Annotated in this window: 18 protein-coding genes and 4 pseudogenes; 5 read left to right on the top strand and 17 right to left on the bottom strand. The window is 71.2% G+C overall.

Annotated features, from left to right (window positions below):
* The first annotated feature begins 106 nt into the window (after positions 1–106).
* Together ACFJGX_RS05025 and ACFJGX_RS05020 are read left to right on the top strand one after the other, a co-directional pair.
* Positions 107–982, top strand: coding sequence for a Bug family tripartite tricarboxylate transporter substrate binding protein (locus tag ACFJGX_RS05025; RefSeq protein WP_382327896.1), 876 nt, complete (start codon positions 107–109; stop codon positions 980–982).
* A 328-nt stretch (positions 983–1,310) separates the two neighbouring features.
* On the top strand, positions 1,311–1,697 hold the full coding sequence (locus tag ACFJGX_RS05020) for a hypothetical protein (protein WP_382322463.1): 387 nt from the start codon (positions 1,311–1,313) through the stop codon (positions 1,695–1,697).
* A gap of 22 nt (positions 1,698–1,719) precedes the next feature.
* Here ACFJGX_RS05020 and ACFJGX_RS05015 read toward each other — a convergent pair whose 3' ends face one another.
* The 15 genes and pseudogenes from ACFJGX_RS05015 to ACFJGX_RS04945 all read right to left on the bottom strand — a co-directional run bounded on the left by ACFJGX_RS05015 (position 1,720) and on the right by ACFJGX_RS04945 (position 14,727).
* The gene (locus ACFJGX_RS05015) at positions 1,720–2,859 is read right to left on the bottom strand and encodes a porin (protein WP_382322464.1); all 1,140 of its coding nucleotides are present in this window, start codon (positions 2,857–2,859) and stop codon (positions 1,720–1,722) included.
* 153 nt (positions 2,860–3,012) lie between these two features.
* On the bottom strand, positions 3,013–3,396 hold the full coding sequence (locus ACFJGX_RS05010) for a nuclear transport factor 2 family protein (RefSeq protein ID WP_382322465.1): 384 nt from the start codon (positions 3,394–3,396) through the stop codon (positions 3,013–3,015).
* A gap of 2 nt (positions 3,397–3,398) precedes the next feature.
* Positions 3,399–4,226 (bottom strand): fumarylacetoacetate hydrolase family protein, encoded by an 828-nt coding sequence (locus ACFJGX_RS05005; RefSeq protein ID WP_382327894.1) that lies wholly within the window; start codon positions 4,224–4,226, stop codon positions 3,399–3,401.
* A gap of 58 nt (positions 4,227–4,284) precedes the next feature.
* Positions 4,285–4,857, bottom strand: a complete 573-nt coding sequence (locus ACFJGX_RS05000) for a hypothetical protein (RefSeq protein WP_382328856.1) — start codon at positions 4,855–4,857, stop codon at positions 4,285–4,287.
* 3 nt (positions 4,858–4,860) lie between these two features.
* A pseudogene (locus tag ACFJGX_RS04995) lies at positions 4,861–4,989 on the bottom strand (FAD-dependent monooxygenase); the annotation flags it as partial.
* Positions 4,990–5,150: 161 nt separating this feature from the next.
* Positions 5,151–5,825 (bottom strand): annotated as a pseudogene (locus ACFJGX_RS04990) (FAD-dependent monooxygenase); the annotation flags it as partial.
* Between the two features lie 12 nt (positions 5,826–5,837).
* Positions 5,838–6,581, bottom strand: coding sequence for an IclR family transcriptional regulator (locus tag ACFJGX_RS04985; protein ID WP_382152621.1), 744 nt, complete (start codon positions 6,579–6,581; stop codon positions 5,838–5,840).
* A 196-nt stretch (positions 6,582–6,777) separates the two neighbouring features.
* Positions 6,778–7,434: pseudogene (locus ACFJGX_RS04980) on the bottom strand (VOC family protein); the annotation flags it as partial.
* A gap of 97 nt (positions 7,435–7,531) precedes the next feature.
* Positions 7,532–8,305 carry a class II aldolase/adducin family protein gene (locus tag ACFJGX_RS04975; protein WP_382322469.1) on the bottom strand — a complete coding sequence of 258 codons (774 nt, stop codon included), beginning with the start codon at positions 8,303–8,305 and terminating at the stop codon, positions 7,532–7,534.
* A gap of 4 nt (positions 8,306–8,309) precedes the next feature.
* Positions 8,310–8,936 carry a dienelactone hydrolase family protein gene (locus ACFJGX_RS04970; protein WP_382327892.1) on the bottom strand — a complete coding sequence of 209 codons (627 nt, stop codon included), beginning with the start codon at positions 8,934–8,936 and terminating at the stop codon, positions 8,310–8,312.
* A 121-nt stretch (positions 8,937–9,057) separates the two neighbouring features.
* On the bottom strand, positions 9,058–10,158 hold the full coding sequence (locus tag ACFJGX_RS04965; RefSeq protein ID WP_382322471.1) for an alcohol dehydrogenase catalytic domain-containing protein: 1,101 nt from the start codon (positions 10,156–10,158) through the stop codon (positions 9,058–9,060).
* Between the two features lie 34 nt (positions 10,159–10,192).
* Entirely contained in the window at positions 10,193–11,170 is a 978-nt protein-coding gene (locus ACFJGX_RS04960) for a hypothetical protein (RefSeq protein WP_382322472.1), read from the bottom strand.
* A 115-nt stretch (positions 11,171–11,285) separates the two neighbouring features.
* Positions 11,286–12,146: a fumarylacetoacetate hydrolase family protein gene (locus ACFJGX_RS04955; protein WP_382327890.1), complete on the bottom strand. Its 861-nt coding sequence runs from the start codon at positions 12,144–12,146 to the stop codon at positions 11,286–11,288.
* The gene (locus ACFJGX_RS04950) at positions 12,143–13,072 is read right to left on the bottom strand and encodes a VOC family protein (protein WP_382322474.1); all 930 of its coding nucleotides are present in this window, start codon (positions 13,070–13,072) and stop codon (positions 12,143–12,145) included. Before ACFJGX_RS04950 ends, ACFJGX_RS04955 begins: the two co-directional genes overlap by 4 nt.
* Positions 13,069–14,727, bottom strand: a complete 1,659-nt coding sequence (locus tag ACFJGX_RS04945) for an FAD-dependent monooxygenase (protein WP_382327888.1) — start codon at positions 14,725–14,727, stop codon at positions 13,069–13,071. Before ACFJGX_RS04945 ends, ACFJGX_RS04950 begins: the two co-directional genes overlap by 4 nt.
* Between ACFJGX_RS04945 and ACFJGX_RS04940 the strand changes: the two are divergent.
* Positions 14,633–14,941: pseudogene (locus ACFJGX_RS04940) on the top strand (LysR family transcriptional regulator); the annotation flags it as partial. The gene ACFJGX_RS04945 and the pseudogene ACFJGX_RS04940 overlap by 95 nt on opposite strands.
* Positions 14,942–15,107: 166 nt before the next feature.
* Positions 15,108–15,719 (top strand): LysR substrate-binding domain-containing protein, encoded by a 612-nt coding sequence (locus ACFJGX_RS04935; RefSeq protein WP_382327886.1) that lies wholly within the window; start codon positions 15,108–15,110, stop codon positions 15,717–15,719.
* Between the two features lie 22 nt (positions 15,720–15,741).
* On the opposite strand, the gene ACFJGX_RS04930 is transcribed toward ACFJGX_RS04935, so the two are convergent.
* Both ACFJGX_RS04930 and ACFJGX_RS04925 read right to left on the bottom strand, forming a co-directional pair.
* Positions 15,742–16,710: a TAXI family TRAP transporter solute-binding subunit gene (locus ACFJGX_RS04930; protein ID WP_382322477.1), complete on the bottom strand. Its 969-nt coding sequence runs from the start codon at positions 16,708–16,710 to the stop codon at positions 15,742–15,744.
* Positions 16,711–16,721: 11 nt separating this feature from the next.
* Positions 16,722–17,705 (bottom strand): Bug family tripartite tricarboxylate transporter substrate binding protein, encoded by a 984-nt coding sequence (locus ACFJGX_RS04925; RefSeq protein WP_382322478.1) that lies wholly within the window; start codon positions 17,703–17,705, stop codon positions 16,722–16,724.
* Positions 17,706–17,903: 198 nt separating this feature from the next.
* Here ACFJGX_RS04925 and ACFJGX_RS04920 point away from each other — a divergent pair, with 198 nt between their 5' ends.
* Positions 17,904–18,584, top strand: coding sequence for a TetR/AcrR family transcriptional regulator (locus tag ACFJGX_RS04920; RefSeq protein ID WP_382322479.1), 681 nt, complete (start codon positions 17,904–17,906; stop codon positions 18,582–18,584).
* The last annotated feature ends 3 nt before the right edge of the window (positions 18,585–18,587 follow it).

The following is an 18,587-nucleotide window of genomic DNA, read 5'->3' as shown; positions in this document are numbered from 1 at the left end:
TTCGTCCAACACTCCCTGCTGCTGCCCGCCCTGGGCGGCCTGGGCCCTGGCCACCACCGGCAGCGCGGCGCGCGCCCAGGCCAACTGGCCCGAGCGCCCCATCAACATGGTGGTGCCCTACCCCGCGGGCGGCAACACCGACTTCGTCGCGCGCATGACGGCGGACTACCTCAACCGCGCGCTCGGCGTGCCGGTGGTGGTGGACAACCGCGCCGGCGCGGGCGGCACCATCGCCTCCATGCACGCGGCCAAGCTGCCGGCCGATGGCTACTCGGTGTTCCTCGCCTCCATCGCCCAGATCTCGCTCGCGCCCTTCCTCTACAAGATCCGCTACGACCCGTTCAAGGACTTCCTGCCGATCGCCAACGTGGCGGGCAATCCCCAGGTGGTGGTGGTGCCGGCCGCCTCGCCGCACAAGAGCCTGAAGGACCTGGTGGACCACGGCCGCGCGAACCCGGGCAAGCTGCTGATGGCGCACGCGGGCACCGGCTCCATGTCCTTCCTCGCGGGCGCGGCGTTCCTGAAACGCGCGGGCATCGACGCGGTGATGGTGCCCTACAAGGGCGGCGCGGCGGCCATCGCCGACACCATCGCGGGCATGACCGAGGTCTACACGGCCAACATCTCCGAGACCCTGCCCTACCTGCAGAGCGACCGCCTGCGCCTGCTCGGCGTGACCAGCCCGCAACCCGTCGGCATGCTGCCGGGCGTGCCCACCATCGCCTCGCTGTTCCCGGGCTTCCAGACCGAAACCTGGAACGGCCTGCTCGCGCCGGCCGGGCTGCCGGCCCCGATCGCCGACCGCCTCGCGGGCGCGGTGGCGAAGATGTTCACCGACGACGCGGTGCTCTCGCGCATGGCCAAGGCCGGCCTCATTCCGCAGACCGGCCAGCAGACGCCGAAGGACTTCGCGCGCCGCATCCAGGCCGACGTGGAACTCTGGCGGCCGGTGATCAAGGCCATCGACGTCAAGCCCGAGTAGGCCCGGGCCGGGGCTTCTTCGCTGCCGGTGGGCGTGGCTGCCGTTCTCCGGCGCCTGCTCGCGGGCGCCTGCGCCCGGCAACCCCACCCACCGTCGAGAGTGCACCGCAGGCATGCGGTGCCTTCCTTTCGGCGGGCCCGGGACGACCTCTCGGCGGATGGTGTTCCCCCCGGACGCAGGCGCCCCATTCGCGGTTGCCACAGAGCTTGAGCGTCAGGGGTCGTGTTGACGAAGGGGTCGCTGCGGACCCGGGCAGCCGCCCGCGAGCAGGCGCCGGAGAACGGGGGGACGCCAGCCGACAGCGAAGAAGCGGCCCACAATGGCGACCATGACCCTGGAAGACTTGATGGCCATCGCCAAGCAAAGCCGCACCGCCACCACCTGCCCCCACTGCCAGGCCCTGGTGTGCAAAGGCTGGGACTCCGTGCCCGGCGGCTTCGACCTGACCCGCCTGACACGCGTCGGCAGCTTGCGCGACCCCGACGCCGACGAACCCACACTGGCCGAGCACCACCCGAACGGCACAGGCGCCTGGTCCGACGACGCGCCCATCGCCCTCGGCTGGTTCCCCTACAACCGCTGCGACGTCTGGCAATGCAGCGGCTGCGCCCGGCCCTTCCTGCGCTACACCGAGGTCGGCGGTTACTACACCGACGAGCGCATCCGCGAACTGCAGGCCCACCTGATCGTGCGGCCTCCCCCCAACCCCGCTTGAGCGGCCGGCCGGGCCAAGCCCCTCAGAACGAGTGCCGGATGCCCAGCGCCAGGCCCGTGCCCGAGCGCAGGTTCGTGGCGCGGTCGGCGATCGCCACGCCGTACAGGTCGGTGCGCTTGGAGAGCGCGTGGATGTAGCCCGCCGACAGCGTGCTGCGCACGCGGTCGCTGACGCCGGCCTGCTCGCGCTTCGTGCGCGCCCAGGACGCGACGATGCGGCCCGCGCCCACCGGCACCTGCGCGCTCAGGCCCAGCGTGTCCAGGTCGATCTCCCGCAGGCCGCGCGCCTGCACCGTGCCGGTGGAGTACTGACCAAACACCTTCACCACCTCGAAGTCGTAGGACACGCTGGCCAGCGTGCTCTTGGTCTCCAGGATCACGTAGGGCGCACCGGCGGGCTCGGCCGCCGCGCGCGGCGTGGTGATGGCGGCCCCGTCCACGCGGCGGTGGTTCAGCGCGGCGGCGAAGGCGCCCTGGCGGTAGTTCGCCGTGAGGTCCACGCGGCGGCCTTCGGTGGAGGCCTCGCGCGCCACGTACTGCAGGTTCGCCGACAGACCGCCGAAGGTGGGCGTGGTGTAGGCGACCGAGTTGCTCCAGATGCCGTCGGTGGCGCCGTTCACCGCGTTCATGGGCTGTGAACCCGTGATGGTGTGCATGAGGAAGGGACCGAGGTTCACCGACTCCGCGAAGGGCGTGAACTGCAGCGTGGCGATGTAGCTGCCGGTGGGGATGCGGCCCATGCGCAGGAAACCGAAGCCGCCGCGCAGGCCCACCCACGAGGCCAGCGAGAAGGTGCGGCCCACCGCCGTGTCGCCCGGGTGGCGGCCCGCTTCGCCGGTGTCCATGCGGAAGTGGCCGCCGATGTCGAACGCGGCGCTCAGGCCGCCGCCCAGGTCTTCGCTGCCGCGCATGCCCCAGCGCGGCATGGAGAGCAGGCCGCTGTCCATGCGCGAGACCGTGGCCTCGCCGGCGAGGTTGCGGCGGTAGTAACCGCCGTCGAGCACGCCGTAGAGCGAGACCTGGCTGCTGCCGCTGCCGCCACCACCGGGGGCTTGCGCGAAGGCCTGGGGCGCGGCGCCGATCAGCGCGAGGCTGGCGAGGGCCAGGTGCACGCCACGGCCCAGCGAGCGCGGGGCACGGGAGGTTTTTGAAGAATGGGGCATCGATGTCTCCGTCCCTCTCTCTGCGGAGAGGGTGATGTGGTTGATGAGAAGAAAGAGAAGCAGATGCGATGCCTTCAGGCACCGGCGTCGGCATGATGTTCAGAGGGGGTCGCGAGCGTCAAAGCCTTGCCTCAGATGATGAGAAACGGCGCCTCACTTCGCCCACGCCGCGTCGTCCACGCGCGTCGCTTGAAAGCCGCGCAGCTTCCACGCACCGGCGGTGTGGACCCACAGTTGCGACACGAAGGTGGTGGAGGCCACGGCCTCGCCGCCCGGCACCCGCTGGCCGCGCAGGCGCATCAGGCCCGCCATCCACGCCGCGTCGCCGTGGGGGTGCACCACGAGGCCCTGGCGCTCCACGGCCTCGTAGCGGATGCGGTGCGCGAGGAAGTCCAGCAGTTGTGGCTTGTCGTTGACCAGGCCGGTCGAATGCACGTAGACCAGCTGCGCGTCCAGCACCGCGTCGATGCCACTCAGGTCGCCCGCCACCAGGGCCTGGCAGCGGCGCGTTTCGAGCGCGATCAGGGCCTCCTGCATGCTCAGGCCTCCTGCACCACGCCGTTGCTCAGCACGCCCACCGAGGAGATCTCCACCTCCACGAGGTCGCCCGGCTGCAGCCACAGCGGCGGCACGCGCTTCACGCCCACGCCGCCCGGCGTGCCGGTGACGATGACATCGCCCGGCACCAGCGTCATGAAGGTGGACACATAGGCCACCAGGCGCGGGATCGGGAAGATCATCTGGTCGGTGCGCGCCTGCTGCACCACCTTGCCGTTGACGCGGGTCTGCAGCGACAGCACGCGGTCGGCGGGCAGCTCGTCCAGCGTCACCAGCGCGGGGCCGAAGCCGGCCGTGCCCGCGAAGTTCTTGCCCGGGCCGAACTGGCGCGTGTGGTGCTGCCAGTCGCGCACGCTGCCGTCGTTGAAGCAGCTCACGCCCGCGATGTGCGCCCAGGCGTCGGCCTGCGCGATGCGGCGCCCGCCCCGGCCGATCACGACGGCGAGTTCGCCTTCGTAGTCCAGCTGCGTCGATTCGCGCGGGCGCACCAGCGCCACGCCGCTGCCCCGCAGCGACTCGGGATGGCGGAAGAAGATGGAGGGGTGCTCGGTGGGGTCGCGCTGGGTCTCGACGCGGTGCTCCTCGTAGTTGTGGCCCACGCAGGCGATGGTGCGCGGCTGCGGGATCACCGGCAGCGGCGTCAGCGCCGCCAGCGCGTGGTCGGCCTTCGCGCCCGCGTGGGAGCGCGGGAGCGCCTGCCAGTCCGGCAGGGCCAGCAGCTCGCGCAGCGTGGGCGCGGCCGCGCCGAGGCGGCGGCCGAGGTCGATCACGCCTTCGGCCGTGCACAGCCCGTAGGAGGCGTTGCGCACCGATCTCAAAACTCATCAATTTCATGGGGGGGTTCCTGTGAAAGAAAAAAAGAAAGGCTCAGGCCGGCTGGGGCACGACGGCGTAGACGTAGCGGTCCGGCCGCAGCACCAGGGCGGCGGCCCCGAAGCGCGCGAGCAGGGCCGCGAGTTCGCCGCTCGCATCGCGCACGCGCACCACCGCGCCGCCGTCGTCCGCGGGTGTGTCGAGAAAATCGTCTTCGCTGCGCACCAGCGCCACCTGCCCGGTGCACAGGCCCTGTGGCACCACCTGGCGCGCGGCCTCGCGCACCACGGCCGCGTCCCAGCCGATCACCGAGAAGCCCGCGCCCAGCACCTCGTCCAGCCGCACGTCCTTCGCCGGGCTTTGCACCCAGGGCTGGGGCGCGAGCTCGGTCGCGCTCAGGTTCGGCGAAGGCAGGAAGCAGCCTTGCGCGAAGCGCGGCTTGGGCTTGAACTTGAGCTGCAGGATGTAGTCGCGGCAGACCGGCAACAGGCAGGCCGCGCGCAGGGCGGTCTGGGTCAGCGCCGCGCCCAGCAAGCTCTTGGGCTGCATCACGCGGCCGATGCGCAGGGCCATCTGGATCAGCGCGGCCGCGTGCGGGCGCCGCTCCTGCTCGTAGCTGTGCAGCACCGACTCGGGCAGGCTGCCGCGCAGCAGGGCCGCGAGTTTCCAGCCGAGGTTGGCGGCGTCGCGGATGCCGCTGTTGAGGCCCTGGCCCGCGAACGGCGGCGTGAGGTGGGCCGCGTCGCCCGCGAACAGCACGCGGCCTTCGCGCCAGCGCGCTGCGCAGCGCGGGCGTGGAAACCGTAGATCACCTTGCGCACCAGCGGCAGGTCGCGGTCGGCCGGCACGCGGCGCGCGATCCACTCGCGGAAGTTGCGCTCGTCCAGCACGTCCTCGTCGCGGTCGCCTTCGCGCAGCATGAACTCGTAGCGCAGCGCGCCGCGCGGCCCCGGCAGGCGGATGGTGGGCCGCCTCGGGTCGCAGTAGGTGCTGGTGTGGCGCAGCGGCACGGTGCGCTCCGCGAGGTCCACGATGAGCCAGCGCTCGGCGTAGGTCTCGCCTTCGAGCACGATCTGGCAGAACTCGCGCACCGGGCTGCGCCCGCCGTCGCAGGCCACCAGCCAGCGCGCGCGCACGGGGCGGGCTTCGCCCTCGGCCTGCACCTGCACGGTGATGCCTTCGGCGTCCTGCTCGAAGGACGTGAAGCTGTGGCCGAATTTCACCGCCACGTGTTCGAAGCGCGCCAGCCCGTCGAACAGCGTTCGCACCAGCAGCGGCTGGCGAAACGCGTTGCGCTTGGGGTAGCCGTATTCCTGGCGCGTCGGCTGGATCGCCGCGAAGGGCCGGCCGCGCCAGTCGTGGTACTGCACGCCGTAGCCCAGCACCACGTCCTTCAGCACCGCGTCCAGCAGGCCGGCGCCCTGCAGCGTGCGCAGGCTCTCGTCGTCCAGCGTCACCGCGCGGGGCTCAGGCTCGAGCGCCGCGTTGCGTTCGATCACCAGCGTGCGCACGCCGTGCGTGCCGAGCAGGTTCGCCAGGGTGAGCCCGACCGGACCCGCGCCGACGATCACCACGTCGGGGTCTTTTCCATCCATCCACATAAGTTGCTAGCGCGGCGTTTCCAGCCGCCCTCCGATGCGCAGCGCCGCTCGCAGGACGTGGTCCGCGACGCGCTGCGGGTTGATGTTCGGTGCCTGGGCCCACATCACCACCGAGAGGCTGCCCAGCAGCAGCTCCCCCTGGTGGATCGGTGCGGCCCAGCCACAGGCTTCGGCGTCCACCTCGGCTGCCGTCACACAGACCTTGTCGCGCCGGATCTGCGCCATCAGCGCCGACAGCGCGTCGAAGCTGCCCGGCAGGCCCGCTTCGCGCAGGGCCGCCGTGTCGTGGCGCACGAGGTCGCGCAGGTCTTCGGGCGCCATGTGCGCCAGGATCACCTTGGACGTGGCGCCCCGGTACAGCGGCATGGCCCGGCCGCGCTCGTAGCTCACGTGCGGCGGCCCATGGCGCCCGCGCACCTGGTGCACGCAGACCACCTTGCGGCTGTGCAGGCGGCTGAGCAGCACCACGCCACCCGTGCGCTCCGACAGCGTCTTCATGATCTCGCTGGCGGCCGCGATCAGCGGGTCGTTGATGCGGATCAGGCGGTCGAGCTCCACGATCTCCGGGCCCAGCACGTACTGGCCGATCGAGGTGCGCTCGATCAGGCCGGCCTCCTCCAGGTCGGCGAGGTAGCGGTAGGCCGTGGCGGTGGAGATGCGCAGCTCGGTCTCCACGTCCACCGCGCGCACGTGCTTGAACCCCTGCTTGAACAGGCGAAGAACCTGCAAGGCCTTGGCGGTGGTGGTCATGGGTGGCGCTCCTGAAAGGGCAAGTCGGTGGGGCTAGCTTCGCATGATCGCCAGCACCCCAGCGGTTGAGGGTTGAGGGCTGGTGCGGCCATTCGCCGACCGCGCGCCCGGGCTCGCAGACCTCCAGCTCGGCGGAGATCTCCGCCATGTTGCCGTCCATGTCCTTGAGCATGAAGAAGGTGTCGTTGCCCGGCCCGTGCCGGCCCACGCCCCAGGCCAGCGGGAAGCCGGCGTCGGCCATGTGGTCGGCCCAGTCGCGCAGCGCGGCCCAGTCTTGCGCCTCGCACGAGAAGTGGTCGAAGCGCGCCAGCGGCGCGCGGAAGATGGCCATGGCGTGGTGCTCGGCGTCGGTGCGCAGAAAGGCCGCCGTGATGGCGCCGGCCTCGTCGCGCACGCGGTCCGACAGCACGAAGCCCAGTTGCTCGGTGTAGAAGGCCAGCAGCGCGGCGGGATCGGGCGTGCGCACCGCGAAGTGCTGCAGCCGCGCGCTCGGCAGGCCGTCGGCGGTGGACGCGGCGGGCGCGGCCGGGCCGTGCTCGAAGCGGATGCGGCGGCCTTCGGGGTCGAGCACGGTGTGGGCGCTCTCGCCCACCTCCTGCAGGGCCACACCGCGCGCCTGCAACTGCGCGCGGTGCGCGTGCAGCGCGGCGGCGCTGTCGAAGCGGAAGCAGGCCAGGTGCAGCTGGCCGCCCTTGCCGGGCCGCAGCACGAGTTCGCGTTCGGGCGCGCGGCACACGTGGGCATCGCCCTGGTGCGAGACCGCGAAGCCGAAGGTCCGGGCGTAGAAGCCGGCCAGCGCGGCCGGGTCGCTGGCGGTGAGTTCGAGTCGCGCGAGGTGCGCTCCGATTTCCATGGATGTCCTTTCGAGATCGAGTGGGTCGATCATGGACATCGGGTGCCGGCCGGTCAAAACCGTTTCTCGTTTCCTGAGAAATGAGAACCCAGATGGCTCAGGCGCGCCGGCGCCGGGCCTCTTCCTTCCACAGCGCCCAGGGCCGCTCGGCCTGGGCCTCGTGGCTGCTCATGCACGAGGCGCACTCGGCCTCGCTCAGGTAGCTCACCTCGCCCAGACCCAGGGCGGTGGTCTGGACGCGCGCGTTCACCTCGGCGTAGACCGCGCGGTACACCACCTGCTTCAGGCTCTCGCCCACCACGGTGCTGCCGTGGCCGCGCATGAGCACGATGGGATGGCCCTCGAACTGGCGCGCCAGCGCGGCGCCGATGCGGCCGTCGCGCACCAGCAGGTCGCTGCCGTCGCCCACCACGTCGCGGATCTCGAACACCGGCGCGCCGGTGCCGATGAAGCCGGCCATGTGGAACACCGCGCGCAGCGGCGTGCCGCGCGAGATGGTCAGCGGCACGATGGCCGGCGAGTGGCTGTGCACGATGGCCTGCACCTGCGGGTGCGCGCGGTAGATTTCGGCGTGGATGAAGCGCTCGATGTAGACGCGCCGCCCGCCCGCGTCGATGGGCTCGCCGTCGAGCGTGAACGAGACGATGTCCGATGCGCCCACCTGGCCGGGCGCCATGTTGCGCGCGAGCAGGAAACGCTCGGGGTCGCGGTCGTGGCGCACGCTGACGTGGCCGAAGGCATCGACCACGCCCTGGTCGTAGAGGATGTGGTTGGCGCAGACCAGGTCCGCGAGCAGGCCGTCGCCCGGGGGCAGCGGCGCGCGCTTCACGTCATCGAGGGCAGCGGCCAGGGAAGTGGAGGGTGGGCACATGCGCTCATTGTCCGGGAGGCAGCTCGGTATTCAGGAAATCCAGTGTGCGCTGCCAGGCCTGGGCCGCCGCGCCTTCGCGGTACATGGCGGGGCGCGCGTCGCACAGGAAGGCGTGCCCGGCGCCCGGGTACACGTGCTGCGCAAAGCGCACACCGGCGGCCTGCAGCGCGGCGTCGATGGCCTGCACCTGCGCGGGCGGGATGGTCGGGTCTTCCGCGCCCACGTGCAGCAGCAGCGGCGCGCGGATGGCGCCCGCCTCGCCCAGCGTGGCGTGCGGGCCGGCGGCGATGCCCGGCCCGTAGAACACCACGGCCGCGCCCAGATCGGGCAGGCGCGTGGCGGCGGTGAAGGCGGCGCGGCCACCGAAGCAGAAGCCCACCACGGCGCTGCGGCCGGCCTCGATCTGCTCCGCGGTCTGCAGGTGCGCGAGCACGGCCTGCACGTCTTCGAGGATGGGCGACACGCCGATCTGCGAGATCAGGGCCACGGCCTCGCTGTGCTGCGCGTAGGCGAGTTCGCGCGTGCCGCTGCGGTGGAACAGGTCGGGCGCGAGCGCCAGGAAGCCTTGCGCGGCGAAGCGCCGAGCGATGTCCTGGATGTGCGGGTTCACGCCGAAGGCTTCCTGCAGCACGATGACCGCGCGCGTGGCGGGCGCGGCGGGGGCGCGCCACGTAGGTCTGCATGGGGCCGGCGGCGGTCGGCACGGTGATCCAGGGGTTGCGGTCTTGCAATTCAATCTCCGGTGGAAAAGGTCAGGGGTTCACCACCGCCATCCAGATGGGCAGGGTGCGGGTGCGGGTGGCTTCCAGCGCCTCGTTGACCTGCTGCAGGCCGAAGCGGTGGGTGATGAGGTCTTCCGCGTCGAGGCGCTGGTCGGCCAGCAGGGCCAGAACTTCGTCGGTGTCGGAGCGGGTGCAGGCGCGCGTGCCGACGAAGCGCCAGCAGAAGATCATCATGTCGCGCAGTGCGAAGGGCAGCGCGGCGTTGCTGCCGCCCATGTGCACGAAGCTGGCGCCCTGGGCCATGGCCGAGGCGGCCTGCGCCGAGCCCGGCCCGTCGGGGAAGTAGTCGAGCACGGCGTCGGCGCCGCGTGGCATGAGTTCGCGCAGGCGTTTCGTGAGGCCTTGCGTCTCGGCCCAGTCGGGCGCGAGTTCGTCGAGCACCGCGAGCTGCACCGGCAGATCGCCGGCCAACGGGCGCAGGGCTTCGAGCCGCTCGCGCGAGCGGCCCACCAGCACCAGCTCGCGCGCGCCGTAGAAGCGCGCGAGCTTGATGCTGGCCGTGCCCATGGTGCCGGTGGCGGCGGTGATGACCAGGCGGCCGGTGGCGGGCAGGGCCGCGCCCTTGAGCGCGCGCACCGCGTTGGCCAGGTCGTGCACCTTGGCGCCCACGTCGAAGCTGACGTGCGCGGGCAGGCGGTCCAGCAGGTCGGCGGGCACGCAGGCGTACTCGGCCAGGCCGCCGTTGTGGTACTTCGCGTACAGCGCCATCGGGCCGCGGCCGAAGCCGGCGTGGCCCATCATGGCCGCGTCGTTGCACATCTGCTGGCGGTCCGAGCGGCAGTAGTCGCACTGGCCGCACGAGAGCATGGGGTGCACGCGCACCCGCGCGTCCTGCCAGGCGGCATCCACGCCGCTGCCCAGCGCCACCACGGTGCCGGCGATCTCGTGGCCCGGCGTGGTCGGCAGGTGCTTGAAGCGGCCCATTTCGAGCAGCTTCATCATGCCGGGCGCGATGCCGGCCGACGCCACCTTGACCAGCACCTCGCCCTCGCCCGGCGTGGGCACGGGAAGGGTTTCCAGGCTGAGTTCGCGCGCGCTGGGGTGGGCGCGCGCGGCCATCATCGTTGACATGTCTGTCTCCTTGTTGTGATTGGTTCTGAAGCGCTCAGGCGCCACGCAGCCGGGCCAGCTCGTCGGCCGGCAAGCGCGTGCCCTGGCGCAGGGCCGGCGCCACCTGCGGGATCGGCAGGGTGCTGGCCAGGGCCAGGTGTTCGCTCGGGCCGCTGTGCAGGCTGGTGAAGGCGATGCCGCGCGGGATCTGCACGAAGTCGCCCGGCACCAGGTGCACGCTGCCGCGCTGCGTGACCAGGGTGCGCTCGCCCTGGATCTGATACTGCACCTCGCAGGCGTCGCGGTGCCGCGTGTACACGGCGCCGTCGTCCGAGGCCTTGCGCGAGCGGCCGATGGCAACCGCCGCGCTGCGGTACAGCCATTGCAGGCCCTCGCCCTCGGGGTGCAGCACCTGGATGCGCTCGGCGTCCTGCTCGGCGTGTTGCAGCAGCAGGGCCTCGTCGACCGGCGAGAGCGCGAGGTCCTGACCCGGGCCGCCCACGCCTTCGGTGGTGAGCTCATTGATCACCGCCGGCGTCCAGCCGGGGAAGGGCGTGCTCAGGTACTCGGCCTGGCGGCTGGGGGCGACCAGTTCGCGCACCGGGCCCGGCACGTAGAACAGCAGGTGCACGTCGTGCCGGCCGAAGTTGTCGTGCGCCACGCCGTTGGGGATGCGCGAGAAGTCACCCGGCCGCAACTCCACCGTGCCGAGTTCGGTGATGAGGGTGCGCTCGCCGCAGACCTGGAACGAAAGCTCATCCACGCCGGTGTTGCGGTGGTAGAACGGCTGGCGGCCGTTCATGTTCTGCCATTCGATGCGGATGTCCGCGCTCTCGTACACGCCCACGGGCGGCGCGAAGGCGCGCTCCACGTAGGCCGCGCCGAGGTGCGCCACCTCGATCGGCGGGTACTCGCGCGCCCGCTTCATCGGGGACGGCAGCGGATCGGCGAGCAACAGCGCTTCGCGGCGCTCCAGCACATAGGGCGGCGCATCGAAGGGAAAGGCATCGATGTGTTCGCGGACCAGCTTCATGGGGTTTCTGCCTGACATGGAAATTGCGTGAAGGAAAACAGCACGGTGGGAGCATGCCCACCGGTGCGGCCGGGGTCAAACCCGTTTCTCGGATGCTGAGAAACGGGGTCGACAATCATCGCTCGTCCACGATGGGGTTGCGCAGCACCCCCACGCCTTCGACCTCCACCTCGCACACGTCGCCCGGCTTCATCCACAGCGGCGGCTTGCGCGCCAGGCCCACGCCGGCGGGCGTGCCGGTGATGATGAGGTCGCCCGGCACCAGGGCCATGGCCTCCGAGCAGGCGGCCACCAGCGTGCGCACGTCGAAGATCATGTCGCGCGTGTTGGCGTCCTGCACCACCTGGCCGTTGAGCCGGCATTGCAGGCGCAGGCCGTGCGCGCCCGGGGGCAGCTCGTCGGCGCTCACGAACTCGGGGCCGAAGCCCCCGCTGCGGTCGAAGTTCTTGCCCATCATCCACTGGTTGGAGCGGAACTGGTGGTCGCGGAGGGAGCCGTCGTTGAACAGCGTGTACCCCGCGACGTGGTCCAGCGCGTCTTCCTGGCGGATGTAGCGGTCGCCCTTGCCGATCACCGCCACCAGCTCGGCCTCGTAGTCGAACTGCGCCGACACGTGCGGCCGCACCAGCGGCTGCCCGTGGGCGACCCAGGACGAGGGGTAGCGGTGGAAGATCACCGGGTGCTTCGGTTTCTCGAAGTGGCTTTCGGTCGCGTGGTCCACGTAGTTCAGGCCGATCGCGAAGGCCTTGGCGGGCTCCAGCACCGGCGGCAGGTAAGTGAGGCCGGCGAGCGGGCGCGCGTGCTGGCCGCGCTCGATGGCCGCGCGCGCCGCGCGAAAACCCGCCTCGCCCTGGCGCAGCAGCTCGTCGAGCGAATCGGGCAGGCCGGCGGCGGTGAGGTCCAGCAGGGTGTGGTCGTTCACGCGCGCGCCCAGGCGCGCGGCGCCGTTCTCGTCTTGGAAGGCAATCAGTCTCATGGGATCTCGTGGTTGGTGATGAAGTGGGTGGGAACGGCCGGGCCCCAGACGAACAGCGCGTCCTCGGCGGGGTGGTCGGCGGCGGGCCAGTCCAGGCCGGCGGGCACGTGGTCGATGCCGGCCGAGTACTCGCAGAAACTGCCCCAGGGGTCTTGCACGTAGTTGAAGTAGTTGGAGCCGAGCACGTGCCGGCCAACGCCCCAGCCGTCGCCGTAGCCGGCGCTGCGCATCTGGTCCATGCCCTGACCCACCTCGTCGAGGCAAGGCACGTCCCAGCTGCTGTGGTGCAGGCCGGGGCCGTGGGATTTCGCGAAGGCCACCAGATGGTGGTCGCTGCCGTGCGGCGTGTGCAGGAAGGCGATCACGTCGCCCGAGCGGTCCGACAGGCGCAGGCCGAGCATCGATGAACAGAAGGCCAGCATGCCCGGCACATCGGGCGTGAATTGCAGGATGTGCGAGAGGTAACGCGGCCGCACGGGCCCCAGCCGGCTGCGCGGCGAGGCCTGGCCCTGGCCGGGCACGGCGGGCACCGGCGGCCGGGGCACCGAGGGTGCGGAGGGCGAGACCTTGGGCGCGACCACCAGCTGCAGCGCCAGGCCATCGGGGTCGCGCAGCCACAGCCCCGGCTCTTGCGCCAGCGGGTGCGGCTCGCCTGCGCGGCCCTGCGCCGCGATGCGCTCGGCGAAGGTCTCCACATCCTCGGCGTGGATGCCGTAGGCCACATATTGCAGGCGCTTGCGCTCGCCGCCTTCGAGCACGTGCGCCCAGACGTGCGGGTGGCCGAAGGTGCGCAGCAGCAGGCGATCGCCGTCGCGCCGCACGTCCAGACCGAAGCAGGTGTAGAAGCGCTCGGCCTCGGCCAGGTCGGGCACGGTGAAGGTGAAGCGGTGCACCGAATGCACCGCGGCGGGCAGGTGGGTGTTCATGCGAAGGCCTTCTGTCGAGGGGAAGCAACCGCGGTGTGGCCGGTGATGCGCGCCACCAGCGCGTCCGGCGCGTCGGGCCAGTCATCGCCGCGCCAGGCCACGTGCTGGTCGGGCCGCACCAGCGTGAGCCGGGTCGGGTAGAGCTCGGCGAACGCGCCCCAGGCCGGGCGCAGCACGGTGAGCGGCACGCCCGCGGCGCGCAGGCGCTCGCGCACGGCCTGCACCACGGTCTCGGGCACGTCGGCGTGCGCGAGCAGGGTGAAGCCTTCGCCGAAGTGGTCGTACAGCGAGCTGCCGTCGTGCAGCCAGGCGTGCGGCGCGCGCGCGCCGGGCCGGTTGGACGGCACGTAGTTCAGGTAGTCCATTTGCGGCGCGCGGCTGCCGTCGTGGGCGATCACGGGCGAGTCCTCGTAGCGGTAGCCGAGCACCACACCCAGCGTGGTGAACTCGCGCGACTTGGCGGCCTGGATGCGCGCGCCCACGTCCTCGCGCAGGGCCGCGCCGGCCGGGTCGTCGGCGTCCAGCCCGGCGCGCGCGAGCTGGTTGCCCAGCAGCGCGTGGTTGGCCACGGCCTCGTCGAGCACCATCTGGTGCACCGGGCGGCGCTCGGCCATGTAGCTGTCCAGCAAGGCCTCGCCGCCCCAGCCCGCCAGCACGGCCGCGAGCTTCCAGCCCAGGTCCACGCTGTCGGCCACGCCCATGTTCATGCCGTAGCCGCCGAAGGGCGGGTGCAGGTGGCAGGCATCGCCGACCAGGAACACGCGCCGGTCGCGGTAGTTGTCGCCCAGGAATCGGCTGGCCACCCATTCGTCGGTGGACAGCGCGCGGTAGGGCAGGTCGATGCCGGTGGCGCGGCGGATCAGCGCCGCGCTGCCCTCGGCGTCGAGCCGGAAGTCAGCGGGCACGCCGGTGGGCATGAAGAACCAGGTGTCGCCCCGGTCCATCGGGCCGATCAGGCTGGGCACGTCTTCATTGATCTGCCAGTACATGATGGCCGGCCCCAGCGCGTGGGCCTGCGCCAGGCCCGGCGCGTGGAACACGATGTTGTAGTTGCGCGAGAGGCCGTACTGGCCTTCCAGCTTCGCGCCCATGCCCTCGCGCACCAGGCTGCGCGCGCCGTCGGCACCCACCAGGTAGTCGGCGGAGACGGTGTAGGTGTCCTCGCGCTGGAGGTCGCGCACCGTGACGTGCACGCCTTGCGCATCCTGCTCGAAGGCCAGCACCTCGCTGTTGAAGCGGATTTCCACGCCCGGCAGCGTCTGGGCGTGGGCGCGCAGCACCTCTTCCAAGCTGTACTGCGGGATCCACTGCGCGTGCTCGGCGTAGAGCGGGTTGCGGCCCGGCGCGCAGAAGAAGGCGTTCTCGAAGCGCGTGAGTTCGTGGCCCGAGAGGCGGGTGCAGAACACCACGTTGGACGGGTAGTCCACGCCCAGCGGCGAGGCCGCGCGCAGCTGCGGCGCGATGCCCCAGCGCCGCAGGTGCTCGCGGGTGCGCACGTTGGTGGTCTTGGCGCGCGGCGCGTAGCCCACGCGGTCGTTGCGCTCCAGCAGCAGGCAGGGGATGCGGCGCTGGCCCAGCTCGATCGCCAGGGCCAGGCCGGCGGGGCCGGCGCCGACGATGAGCACGCGGGGAATCACGGGAGGCGAGGTCTTCATGCGGCCGCATCGTAGGCAGCCACCGCGAATCGGAAAAGACGGAGAATTGCGGGATGCGATATGTTTTTTCGATCACCCCGGGCGGCGCGGCATGAAGTTCAACGCCTTGCGGGATTTCCTCGCCGTGGCCGAGCGCGGCAGCCTGCGCGCGGCGGCGCGCCAGCTCGGCAGCGCGCAGCCCGCGCTGAGCCACAGCATCAAGGAACTGGAGAAGGAACTCGGCGTGGTGCTGTTCGAGCGGCGCTCCACCGGCGTGGTGCTGACCGACATGGGCGCGGCCTTCCACAAGCGCGTGGCCTGCGCCATGCACGACCTGCGCCGCGCCACGGAAGAGCTGGACCAGCTGCGCGGCGAGGTGCACGGCAACCTCGCGGTCGGCGATGTCCAGCGTGGCGCACATCGCCCTGCTGCCGTTTGCACTCGGCGCGTTCCGCGCGCGTTACCCCCAGGTGCAGATCGACATCGTGGACGCGGTGTACCCGGGCAGCGAGCCCGGCCTGCTCGACGGCAGCCTGGACCTCTACATCGGCCCGGCCCCGGCCGACGTGGTCTCGGCGCTGCAGGTGGAAAAGCTGTTCGACAACACGCGCACCATCGTGAGCCGAAAGGGCCACCCGCTGGCGCAGGCGCGCTCGCTGCGCGAGCTGGTGGACGCGGAATGGATCACGACCTCGATCACGCACAACGCGGAAGAAGAGCTGGGCCCGCTGTTCGCGCAAAACGGGCTGCCGGCGCCCCGGCTGGTGATGAAGGCGCACTCGGCGCTCACCTTCATGGTGGCGCTGGCGAACTCCGACCTGCTGATGATGCTGCCGGTGCAGTGGATCCAGTCGGAGTCGCTGGCGCCGCTGCTGGCGCGCATCGACGTGCGCGAGCCCCTGCCCGCGCCGCCGGTGTGCCTGGTGCGCCGCGCCGGCCTGCCGCCCACGCCGGCGGCGGAGTACTTCTGCGACATGGTGCGCCGCGCGGTGCAACACATGCGCGCGCCCTGAGCGAGGGCGCTGCGCGCAAGGCTCAGAGGTGGCCCGCGGCCTCGTAGTAGCGGCGCGCGCCCGGGTGCAGGGCGATCGAGGTCCGCGCCATCGCCGAGGGCACCAGCGGGTAGCTCAGCGGGCTGCGCTGCGGCGGCAGGTGGCGGTACTGGCGCTCGATGGCCGCGCGCGTTTCCACCAGGCACCAGGTCAGCAGGTGGGCGATGTCGTCGGGCATGTCGTCGCGCACCAGGATCAGGAAGTCCGAGAAATCGAGCGCGGGCAGCGAGGTCTGCAGCGAAGGCCAGTAGCCGGCCGGCAGGTCGTTGCGGCCGAAGCCGTAGTCCTTCTGGAGCTGCTGCAGCACCGCCTCTTCCGACGGCAGCGGCACCACCTTGCCGGTCTCGACGATGTCGGACCACCAGGGCGTCATGATCGCTTCCTGCAGCACGCCGTCCACCTCGCCGTCCTGCATGCGCTGCAGGCTTTCGCGCGGGTTGGAGTCTTCCACGTAGCGGCCGCCCCAGCTGGCGAAGGTGGCGTCGTCGATGCCGTGCGCCTGCATGAACAGGCGCGCCACGTAGCCGATGAAGTTGGTGCCGTCGTTGCGCGAGGTCGCGAGGCGCAGTGCCGGCTTCTTCTGGCGCAGCTCCTCGAAGCTGCGGATGCCCAGGTCCGGCCGCAGGGCCAGCACCATGCGGTCGTTCTGCGGCAGCACGGCCAGGGCGCGCAGGTGTGGCGCGGCGCGGCCCTGGAAGATCAGGCGGCCGTCGAGCGCGGCGGGCATGAGCATGGCCGGCGTGACGATGCACAGATCGGCCTCGCCTTCCTCCACCAGGTCGATGGCCTCGATGCCACCGGCGCGGATGCTCCAGATCGCCACGCGGCTGCGTGGGCCGCTGCGCTTGCAGAACTCTTCGCACAGCCAGGAGCAGATGCGGTGGAAATTGGCCTGGCCCCAGTCACCGACGAAGCGCAGGTGGTGGGAGTGTTCGAGGCGGGGTGCGGTCATGGTGGGGACTTTCATTCGGGCTTGACGTCGGCGTCCTTGATCACCTTCTTCCAGTAGGCGGTCTGCGCCACGATCAGCTTGCCGAACTCGGCTGGGCCCTGGCTGTGCGGTTCGAGGCCGAGCGTGATCAGGCGCCCCTTGACCTCGGGCTGGGCCAGCACCTTGATCACGTCGCGCGAGATCTCGTCCACCAGCGGCTGCGGTGTACCGGCCGGCACCACCAGGCCGCCGAAGCCCACGGTCTCGAAGTCCGCGTAGCCGGCCTCCTTCATCGTGGGCACGTCGCGGCTCAGCGGCGAGCGCTCGGCGCCGGTGCTGGCGAGGATGCGCACGCGCCCGCTCTGCACGTGCGGCACCAGGTCGGAATAACTCGCGAAGGTGGCGGTGACCATGCCGGCGGCCAGGTCCACCACGGCCGGCGCCACGCCCTTGTAGGGCACGTGCAGCATCTCGATCCTGGCCTGGTGCGCGAGCTGGCTCGCGTTCAGGTGCGGCGTGGAGCCGTTGCCCGGCGAGGAGTAGGCGAACTTCGCGTTCGGCGCTTTCGCCAGGGCCACGAACTCCTTGACGGTGCGCGCGGGCACCTGGGTGTTCACCGCCAGCCACAGGCGCGCGTCGAACATCTGCGCGACCGGCGCGAAGCTGGTGACGGGGTCGTAGTCCAGCTTGGTGGAGAGAAAGGGCGCCTGGATCGTGGGCGTGACGGACAGCAGGATCGTGCGGCCGTCCGGCGCGGCTTTGGCGGCCACGCTGGTGGCCAGGATGGTGGCCGCGCCGGGGCGGTTGTTCACCACGACCGGGATGCCCCAGGTCTTGGCCAGGCCGTCGGCCAGGGCGCGCGCGGCGTTGTCGAACGAGCTGCCCGAGGAGGCTGGCGTGATCAGCGTGACGATGCCGCCCTGGAAAGGGCCGGCCCAGGCGGCGCTCGCGGCGCCCAGGCTGAGGGCGGCCAGGGTGCGCGCCAGGGCACGCGCCAGGTTGCGGGAAGGTTTCATGGAGTCTCCAGTATCGAATGGGAAGCGGTGTGAGGGTCGGGATGGTGGCGCCGCGCCCCGGGGCCGGTCAATTTGCATTCTCGTTTGATGAGAATCCGCCTCGGAGATGCGGCCCGCATTCCCCGCCGACCTAGGGTTTGTACCAATGCCCCAGACCAGACTTCAAATCTACATTTCAAATTAAAATTTGAATTTCACATGAACACCCCAGCCCCCAAACCCAAGGACTCGACGCGCTCCAAGATCGTGATGGCCGCGCTGCGCGTCTTCGCCACGCGCGGTTTCGAGGCCGCCTCGCTGAAAGAGATCACCACCGCGAGCGAGACCAACGTGGCGGCGATCCACTACCACTTCGGCTCCAAGGAAGCGCTGATCCGCGAGGTGCTGCAGACCGTGGCCGACCCGGTGAACCAGCTGCGCCGCGAGATGCTGGCGCAGCAGCCCGACGGCCCGGGCCGCTCGCTCGAGCACGTGGTGGAAGCGCTGCTGGCGCCCCCGATCCGCCTGAGCGCCGACGCCACCGGCGACGGCCGCCTGCTCACGCGCCTGATCCTGCAGGCGCGCGCGCTGCCCAGCGAATTCACGAACAGCGCGCTGTTCCAGCAGTACGACAGCACCGCCCTGCTGTTCGTGCAGGCCCTGATGGACGCCGAGCCCGGCCTGAGCCGGCAGGACGCGTTCTGGCGCTACGCCTTCGCCATCGGCGCCATGCACTACATCGTGTCCGACGCTGACGCGGCCTACCACCGGCTCAACCGCCTCTCGGGCGGCCTGTGCGACACCGACGACCCCGAAACCATCGTGCGCCAGCTGGTCGCCTTCGTGGTCGCCGGCCTGCGCGCGCGGCCCGCCTCGCCTTCCTCCCCCACCTCACCGTAAACA

The organism is Hydrogenophaga sp. UC242_50 (genome assembly GCF_042697355.1).
Taxonomy (GTDB): Bacteria; Pseudomonadota; Gammaproteobacteria; order Burkholderiales; family Burkholderiaceae_C; genus Hydrogenophaga.
This window is presented reverse-complemented; position numbering and strand designations above follow the sequence as displayed.

Excerpts from the sequence above, each read along its gene's own strand:
- ACFJGX_RS04965 (WP_382322471.1), bottom strand. The coding sequence starts at position 10,158 with ATGTCAACGATGATGGCCGCGCGCGCCCACCCCAGCGCGCGCGAACTC.
- ACFJGX_RS05015 (WP_382322464.1), bottom strand. The coding sequence starts at position 2,859 with ATGCCCCATTCTTCAAAAACCTCCCGTGCCCCGCGCTCGCTGGGCCGT.
- ACFJGX_RS04925 (WP_382322478.1), bottom strand. The coding sequence starts at position 17,705 with ATGAAACCTTCCCGCAACCTGGCGCGTGCCCTGGCGCGCACCCTGGCC.
- ACFJGX_RS04985 (WP_382152621.1), bottom strand. The coding sequence starts at position 6,581 with ATGACCACCACCGCCAAGGCCTTGCAGGTTCTTCGCCTGTTCAAGCAG.
- ACFJGX_RS04920 (WP_382322479.1), top strand. The coding sequence starts at position 17,904 with ATGAACACCCCAGCCCCCAAACCCAAGGACTCGACGCGCTCCAAGATC.
- ACFJGX_RS04930 (WP_382322477.1), bottom strand. The coding sequence starts at position 16,710 with ATGACCGCACCCCGCCTCGAACACTCCCACCACCTGCGCTTCGTCGGT.
- ACFJGX_RS04935 (WP_382327886.1), top strand. The coding sequence starts at position 15,108 with ATGTCCAGCGTGGCGCACATCGCCCTGCTGCCGTTTGCACTCGGCGCG.
- ACFJGX_RS04975 (WP_382322469.1), bottom strand. The coding sequence starts at position 8,305 with ATGTGCCCACCCTCCACTTCCCTGGCCGCTGCCCTCGATGACGTGAAG.
- ACFJGX_RS04960 (WP_382322472.1), bottom strand. The coding sequence starts at position 11,170 with ATGAAGCTGGTCCGCGAACACATCGATGCCTTTCCCTTCGATGCGCCG.
- ACFJGX_RS04955 (WP_382327890.1), bottom strand. The coding sequence starts at position 12,146 with ATGAGACTGATTGCCTTCCAAGACGAGAACGGCGCCGCGCGCCTGGGC.
- ACFJGX_RS05020 (WP_382322463.1), top strand. The coding sequence starts at position 1,311 with ATGACCCTGGAAGACTTGATGGCCATCGCCAAGCAAAGCCGCACCGCC.
- ACFJGX_RS04950 (WP_382322474.1), bottom strand. The coding sequence starts at position 13,072 with ATGAACACCCACCTGCCCGCCGCGGTGCATTCGGTGCACCGCTTCACC.
- ACFJGX_RS04945 (WP_382327888.1), bottom strand. The coding sequence starts at position 14,727 with ATGAAGACCTCGCCTCCCGTGATTCCCCGCGTGCTCATCGTCGGCGCC.
- ACFJGX_RS05010 (WP_382322465.1), bottom strand. The coding sequence starts at position 3,396 with ATGCAGGAGGCCCTGATCGCGCTCGAAACGCGCCGCTGCCAGGCCCTG.
- ACFJGX_RS05025 (WP_382327896.1), top strand. The coding sequence starts at position 107 with ATGGTGGTGCCCTACCCCGCGGGCGGCAACACCGACTTCGTCGCGCGC.